Raw genomic sequence first — 7631 nt, forward strand, 5'->3', positions numbered from 1 at the left:
ATGCTTTTACTTAGATGGATTTTTAACTTTCTAAAATTTATCATTAGAGAAATCTCTTCAATGATAATAAAGTTTGCATTCCTTTTAGTTTTAATAATTTTAGCTTTTAATTATTTTACTAAAACTAAAAAAAGCCCTATTACTAAAAAATCATACTTAAAAATAGATTTGGCTAAAGAGTTTAATGAGACTTTAATTCAAAGTCCTCTTAATTTTAACTCTAAGAGTATAAATTTTTATCAACTTTTAAATAATATAAGTATGGCTAAAGAAGATTCTAATGTTCAAGGAATTATATTATTTTTAGATGATAACTCTTTAAGCAGAAGCCAAATTGATGAACTTGGAGAAGTTTTGAATGAATTTAAAACTTCAACTAAACCTGTATATTCATATGGAGCTATGTTAGATAACAACTCTTTATTAATAAGTAGTTATACTAATGAAATTATTATGCCTCCCGCAGCATCCACTGCTGTAAACATTACTGGATATAATAAAGATATCCCGTACTTTAAAGGTTTAACTGAAAAATTGGGAATAGATGTTAATGTTATTCATGTGGGAGACTTTAAAACTTATGGTGAGAATTATACTCGAAGTGAAATGTCTGAAGAAAATCGTTCTGATTTAAAGAGAATCCTAGATAAAAGTTACTCTTTTTTTCTTGAAGATTTATCTAAAAACCGTTCAATTGAAATTAATAATTTAAATTCTACAATTCTTTCAGGAGAATTAATGGGAGAATCATCAGAATCTTTAAAAAAATATAATTTAATAAGTACTTTAAATTATTGGGAGAATTTCAAAAAAGAAAAAAATATTGAAAATATAACTAATATAGAGGAGTATATTCCATCTTTTAAACCTACAATATCTAATAATAAAATAGCAGTAGTTTATGCTGATGGTGAAATTAATTATACATCTTCTAAAAATCCTACTGCTAGCACTATAACTCCTGATAAATTTATTTCTGCTTTGGAAAAAGCTGAAAAAGACGACAATGTTAAAGGAATTGTAATTAGAGTTAATTCTCCTGGTGGATCTGCTTTAGCATCAGATATTATTTGTAATGCTATTAAAAATGTTGAAAAGCCAATATATGTTTCTATTGGAAATGTAGCAGCTTCTGGTGGTTATTATATTTCAACTGCTGCTAAAAAAATATTTGCTGATAAAAATAGTATAACTGGTTCTATTGGAGTTGTTAGTCTTATTCCCAACGTTAAAGAACTTACAAATAAAATTGGTATCAATATGAATGATATATCTTATGGTAAATATTCAGATTTGTACTCTTTAACAGCTCCAATGACTCCTGAAAGACAAGAGAAAATATATAATTCTAATCTTAAGGTTTATAAAGAGTTTTTAAATAAAGTTGCCTATGGAAGAAATTTACCATTAGAAGAAGTTGAAAAAATAGCTCAAGGAAAAGTTTGGTTAGGAGATGAAGCTATTAAAATTGGACTTATTGATTCCATTGGTGGAATAAATGCAACTATAAAAACTTTAGCTACAGACTTGAATATAAATGACAATTACTCTGTTACTGAAATTTCTTATGAAGAGGATTTAAAAACTATGTTTGAGTCAACAATATTTCCTATACAAACTTTTTTCTCTTTTAAATCTTTAACCAAAAGTGAAAATCTTAAAAACTTAATTGAAAATGAAGATATATTCTTTAAACCAATTTTATACCTAAGCTTTTAAATCTCTAGTTGAAAAGTTACTCTCTATTATGATATAATCATAACAATTACACAATATATTCTAGGAGGGATTAAATTGGTTAGAAAACTAAAAGGACAAAAAACTACTGGAGGAAACTCTCAATCTGATATTTTAAGACAAGCTCAAGCTATGCAACAACAAATGCTTTCTGTTCAAGAATCATTAAAAGAAAAAGAAGTTGAGGCTTCTGTTGGTGGTGGAGCTGTTGTAGTAAAAGCTAATGGACAAAAAGATATCGTTTCTATAAAAATATCTGAAGAGACTATTAAAGATGCTGTTGAAGATAAAGAGATGTTAGAAGATCTTGTTCTTTCTGCTGTTACTGAGGCTATGAGACAAGCTGATGAGTTAGCTGAGAAAGAGATGTCTGCTGTTACTGGTGGAATCAATATCCCAGGTCTATTCTAGTTTGAATTTTAGGCACCGATACAATAAGTATTGGTGCTTTTTTTTACTTTAAATTTATGTTATAATTATTTGAAAATACTTTGATTATAGGTGGTTTTTTAATGGAAAATAATAAATATAAAAGATATGGTTTAATACTTTACTACCTACTAAAAATTATTTCTAAAACAATGAAAATAGAGATTATAAAAAGTCCTAAACTTGTTGAGGGAGAAAATTATGTATGTGGTTTTTGGCACAATAAACTTGTTGGAGCCTCTCTAGGACTAATCAATCTATCTGAAAAAAAAGCTGTCTTAGCTAGCCCCTCTAAAGATGGAGAGTTAATATCTATTCCTTTAGAAAAAATGGGCTTTACTATGGTTAGAGGTTCTTCTGGAAAGGATTCAATTAAATCAGTTTTAAAATTAATTAAATTAGTTAAGAGTGGTCATAGTGCGGGAACCCCATTAGATGGACCAAAAGGTCCTATTTATGAGGTTAAGCCTGGCATGTTATATCTTGCTCAAAAATCTGGAAAAGCTCTAGTTCCAGTTGGTGTAGCATTTAGTAATAAATGGACTTTTGAAAAAGCTTGGGATAAATTTCAAATGCCTAAACCTTTTTCTAAAATGGTTTGCTTAATTGGAGACCCCATTTTAATTCCTGGTGATGCTAATTTAGATGATTATTTAGATTTAGCGAAAGAAGCCCTATTCCAAATAGATAAAGAAGCTGAAAAAATATTAAATGAAAAAAAATAACGTTTTGAAAGGAGATTAATAGATGAGTAAAAATTTTTATGTAACAACACCGATATATTATGTTAATGGAGATCCACATGTTGGAAGTGCATATACAACTATTGCAGCTGATGTTTTAGCTAGATACAAAAAATCAAAAGGTTTTGATGTATTCTTTTTAACAGGTACTGATGAACATGGACAAAAGGTTGAGGAAGCTGCTAAAATGAGAGATTTAACTCCTCAGGCTTGGACAGATTCTATGGCTCCTAGATTTATTGATATGTGGAAAGCATTAGATATCAATTATACAGATTTCATAAGAACTACAGAACCAAGACATAAAGAGGCTGTTAAAAAAATTATAAAAACAGTTTATGATAAAGGTGATATTTATAAAGGTGAATATGAAGGAAAATATTGTGTTTCTTGTGAAACATTTGTTCCTGAGAATCAAATTGTAAATGGAAACCACTGTCCTGATTGTGGTAAAGAACTAACAATGGTTAAGGAGGAATCTTATTTCTTTAAGATGTCTAAATATCAAGATGCTTTACTTGAGCATATTGAAAGTCATCCTGACTTTATTCTTCCTCACTCTAGAAAAAATGAGGTTGTTTCATTTATAAAACAAGGACTTCAAGATCTATCTATTTCTAGAAATACATTTGAATGGGGAATTCCAATTGAGTTTGCTCCTGGACATATAACTTATGTATGGTTTGATGCTTTAACAAACTATTTAACAGCTGTTGGATATGAGAATAATCCTGAATTATTTGACAAATTCTGGAATAATGGAGAGGTTGTTCACCTTTTAGGAAAAGATATTCTTAGATTCCATGCTATTATTTGGCCTTGTATGCTTTTATCAGCAGGAATTAAACTTCCAAATAAAATTGTAGCTCATGGTTGGTGGACTTCTGAAGGTGAAAAAATGTCTAAATCTAAAGGAAATGTTGTGGCACCATTAGATGAAATTGCTAAATACGGTGTAGATGCTTTTAGATACTGTTTAATGAGAGAGGTTAATTTTGGTAATGATGGAGATTATTCAACACCTTCAATTGTTACAAGAATTAACTCTGATTTAGCTAATGACCTAGGAAATCTTTTAAATAGAACTCTAGGAATGTATGGAAAATATTTCAACGGAACAATTGTAAAAGGAGAGGTATTCGAAGAGATCGACGACAGTGTAAAAATTCTTTGGAACGAAACTGTTATTGCAGTTGATTATCATATGAATAGAGTAGAATTCTCTAGAGCTTTAGAGGCTATCTGGAAATTTATCTCTAGAATGAATAAATATGTTGATGAAACTGCTCCTTGGTTACTTATAAAGGATGAAACTAAAAATGAAAGATTAGCAACAGTTATGAACTTCTTAGTTCAATCTCTTTATAAAGTTGCTGTTTTGACAGCTCCATATATGCCAACAGCATCTCAAAAGATTTGGAACCAATTAGGTTTCTCTAATAATATTTTAGAAGCTAGTCTAGAATCTGTTGATGGATGGAATCTATTAAACGAAGGACATATCTTAGGTACTGCTGAACCTATATTCCCAAGACTTGAAGTTGAAAAGAAAGAAGCTAAAAAAGATCCTCTTGCTATAAATGAAGATTTAAAAATTGAAAATCCAATAGAAATCGCTGATTTTGATAAAATAGATATTCAAGTTGTTGAAATATTAGAAGCTAGCAATATTGAGGGAGCTGACAAACTTCTTAAATTTAAAGTAAAAACAGCTAATGAAATAAGACAAATTGTTTCTGGAATTGCAAAATATTATCCAACACCTTCTGAACTAGTTGGTAAAAAAGTTTTAGCAATTTTAAATTTACCTCCTGTTACTTTAAGAGGAGTTCTTTCTCAGGGAATGTTATTAAGCTCTACTGAAAAGAAAAGATTAAAACTTGTTGAAGTAGATTCAAGTGTTAAAATAGGATCTAAGATAAAATAGTTTTAGGGGGAATTATTCATGAAAAAAGTTACAAAAGCTGTTATACCTGCTGCAGGATTAGGGACTAGAGTTTTACCTGCAACAAAAGCTCAACCAAAGGAGATGCTTGTCATTGTTGACAAGCCTTCTTTACAGTACATTGTAGAGGAGCTTGTAGAATCTGGAATAACTGATATTGTTATTGTTACTGGAAGAAATAAAAATTCTATTGAGGATCACTTCGACTTTTCATATGAGTTAGAAAATACTCTTGAAAGAGATGGAAAGTTTGAACTTTTAAAAAAGATTGATGATATTTCTAGTATGGCAAATATTTATTATGTTAGACAAAATCATCCTTTAGGATTAGGTCACGCTATCTTAAAAGCAAAATCATTTATTGGAGATGATCCTTTTGTTATTGCGTTAGGTGATGATATTGTTTATAATCCCACTGCTCCTGTTGCTAAACAGCTTATTGATGTTTATGAAAAATATGGAAGTAGCGTTATTGGTGTACAAGAAGTTGAAAATAAAGATGTATCTAAATATGGTATTGTTAAACCTGCTGCTATTTTAGATGAAAATACTGTAGAAATGGTTGATTTTATAGAAAAACCAACTTTAGAAGAAGCACCTTCTAACTTAGCATGTCTTGGAAGATACCTTCTATCTGGAGAGATTTTCAAATATTTAGAAACTACTGAACCTGGTAAAGGAGGAGAAATTCAACTTACCGACGCTATTTTAAAAATGTTAAATGATGATCAAAAAGTAGTTGCCTATAATTTCCAAGGTAAAAGATATGATATAGGAAATAAAATTGGACTTCTAAAGGCTAATATAGAGTTTGGTCTTAGAAATGAAGAGACTAAAGATGATCTTATAAAATACTTAAAAGAGGAGATTAAATTTTAACGGAGGTTTTTTCTATGGCTAAAATTATTAAATTTAATGCTGATGCAAGAAAAAAATTAGAAAATGGTGTTAATATTTTAGCTGATGCAGTTAAAATAACTTTAGGTCCTAGAGGACGAAATGTTGTTTTAGAAAAGGCTTATGGCGCTCCTTTAATAACAAATGATGGAGTTTCTATTGCCAAAGAGATTGAACTAGATGACCCTTTTGAGAATATGGGAGCTCAACTTATTAAAGAAGTTGCTACTAAATCTAATGACGTTGCTGGAGACGGAACAACTACTGCTACAATTTTAGCTCAAGCTATTGTTAAAGAGGGACTTAAAATGGTTTCTGCTGGAGCTAACCCAATCTTTCTAAAAAAAGGTATTGAAAAAGCAACTAAGATAGCAGTTGAACTACTTTTAAAAAAATCAAAAAAAGTACAATCTAACAGTGAAATCTCTCAAGTTGCATCAATATCTGCTGGAGATACAGAGATTGGTGATCTAATAGCTAAAGCTATGGAAAAAGTTGGAGAAAGTGGCGTTATTAGTGTTGAAGAAGCACGTTCATTGGATACAACTTTGGAAGTTGTTGAAGGAATGGAGTTCGAAAAAGGATATCTATCACCATACATGGTAACGAATTCAGAAAGAATGGAAGCTATTCTTGAAAATCCATATATCTTAATTACTGATAAAAAGATTTCAACGATGAAAGAACTTCTTCCTCTTTTAGAAAAAACTGTTCAAACGTCAAAACCTCTTTTAATTATCGCAGAGGATTTAGATGGGGAAGCTTTAGCAACTCTTGTTCTAAATAAAATAAGAGGCACTTTAAATGTTATTGGAGTTAAAGCTCCTGCATTTGGAGATAGAAGAAAAGCTATGTTAGAAGATATCGCTGTTTTAACAGGTGGACAGGTTATTTCTGATGAAAAAGGTATGAAAATAGAGGATGCTGATCTCTCTCAATTAGGAAAAGCTAAAAAAATTAAAGTTACAAAAGATTCTACTGTTATTATAGATGGCTTTAGTAATCAAGATATTTTAAATAGTAGAATTGCTCAAATAAAAAACCAAATTTCTACCACTGATTCTGATTATGATAAAGAGAAATTACAAGAAAGATTAGCTAAACTTTCTGGTGGTGTGGCTATTATTAAAGTTGGAGCTGCTACTGAAGTTGAGATGAAAGAAAAAAAACTAAGAATAGAAGATGCTTTAAATGCGACAAGAGCCGCTATTGAAGAGGGTGTTGTTCCTGGCGGTGGTGTAGCATTAAATGAAATTGCCAACGAAATGAATGATTTTACTCTTGAGGGCGAAGAAGGAATTGGAGCTAACATTTTAAAGAAATCTCTTAGTTCTCCATTGAAACAAATAGCTATCAATGCTGGATTAGATGGTGGAGTTATCATAGAAAAAATTAAAAATTTACCTGATGGTTTTGGATTAAATGCTGCTACTGAAGAGTATGTTCATATGATTGAAAATGGAATAATCGATCCTACAAAAGTTACTCGTTCAGCTTTACAAAATGCAACATCTATCGCAGCTTTAATTTTAACAACAGAGGTTATTATTGCAAATAAAAAAGAACCTATTAGTGAAAACTCAAATTCTAATATGGGGGATATTATTTAAGGGGAGGATTTGTAAAATGGATAAATTTACATTAGAAAATTACAACAATTGGTTAACATCAGATTATATTGACTTAAAAGATAGAGAAGATTTAGAAAGTATTAAAGGAAACGAGGCAGAAATAGAAGATAGATTTTATACAAATCTTTCTTTTGGAACTGGTGGAATGAGAGGAGTTAGAGGAGTTGGTATCAATAGAATTAACAAGTATACTATTAGAAAAGCAACTCAAGGACTCGCTAACTATATTTTAGAGTCTACTGGTGAAAT

At 30.1% G+C, this 7631-nt stretch carries 6 protein-coding genes and 1 pseudogene; all 7 read left to right on the plus strand.

Features of this window, described 5'->3' with window-relative positions:
- Nucleotides 1–1719, plus strand: coding sequence for a signal peptide peptidase SppA (gene sppA / locus HMPREF0202_RS05920; RefSeq protein WP_023050139.1), 1719 nt, complete (start codon nt 1–3; stop codon nt 1717–1719).
- 75 nt (nt 1720–1794) lie between these two features.
- Nucleotides 1795–2148 carry a YbaB/EbfC family nucleoid-associated protein gene (locus tag HMPREF0202_RS05925; protein ID WP_023050140.1) on the plus strand — a complete coding sequence of 118 codons (354 nt, stop codon included), beginning with the start codon at nt 1795–1797 and terminating at the stop codon, nt 2146–2148.
- 101 nt (nt 2149–2249) lie between these two features.
- Entirely contained in the window at nt 2250–2891 is a 642-nt protein-coding gene (locus HMPREF0202_RS05930; protein ID WP_023050141.1) for a lysophospholipid acyltransferase family protein, read from the plus strand.
- 22 nt (nt 2892–2913) lie between these two features.
- Entirely contained in the window at nt 2914–4836 is a 1923-nt protein-coding gene (gene metG / locus HMPREF0202_RS05935; protein WP_023050142.1) for a methionine--tRNA ligase, read from the plus strand.
- Nucleotides 4837–4854: 18 nt separating this feature from the next.
- Nucleotides 4855–5733: a UTP--glucose-1-phosphate uridylyltransferase GalU gene (gene galU / locus HMPREF0202_RS05940; protein WP_023050143.1), complete on the plus strand. Its 879-nt coding sequence runs from the start codon at nt 4855–4857 to the stop codon at nt 5731–5733.
- A 14-nt stretch (nt 5734–5747) separates the two neighbouring features.
- Nucleotides 5748–7361, plus strand: a complete 1614-nt coding sequence (gene groL, locus HMPREF0202_RS05945) for a chaperonin GroEL (RefSeq protein WP_023050144.1) — start codon at nt 5748–5750, stop codon at nt 7359–7361.
- Nucleotides 7362–7377: 16 nt separating this feature from the next.
- A pseudogene (locus HMPREF0202_RS05950) lies at nt 7378–7631 on the plus strand (phospho-sugar mutase); the annotation flags it as partial.

The organism is Cetobacterium somerae ATCC BAA-474, assembly GCF_000479045.1.
In the GTDB taxonomy this organism is placed as follows: domain Bacteria; phylum Fusobacteriota; class Fusobacteriia; order Fusobacteriales; family Fusobacteriaceae; genus Cetobacterium_A; species Cetobacterium_A somerae.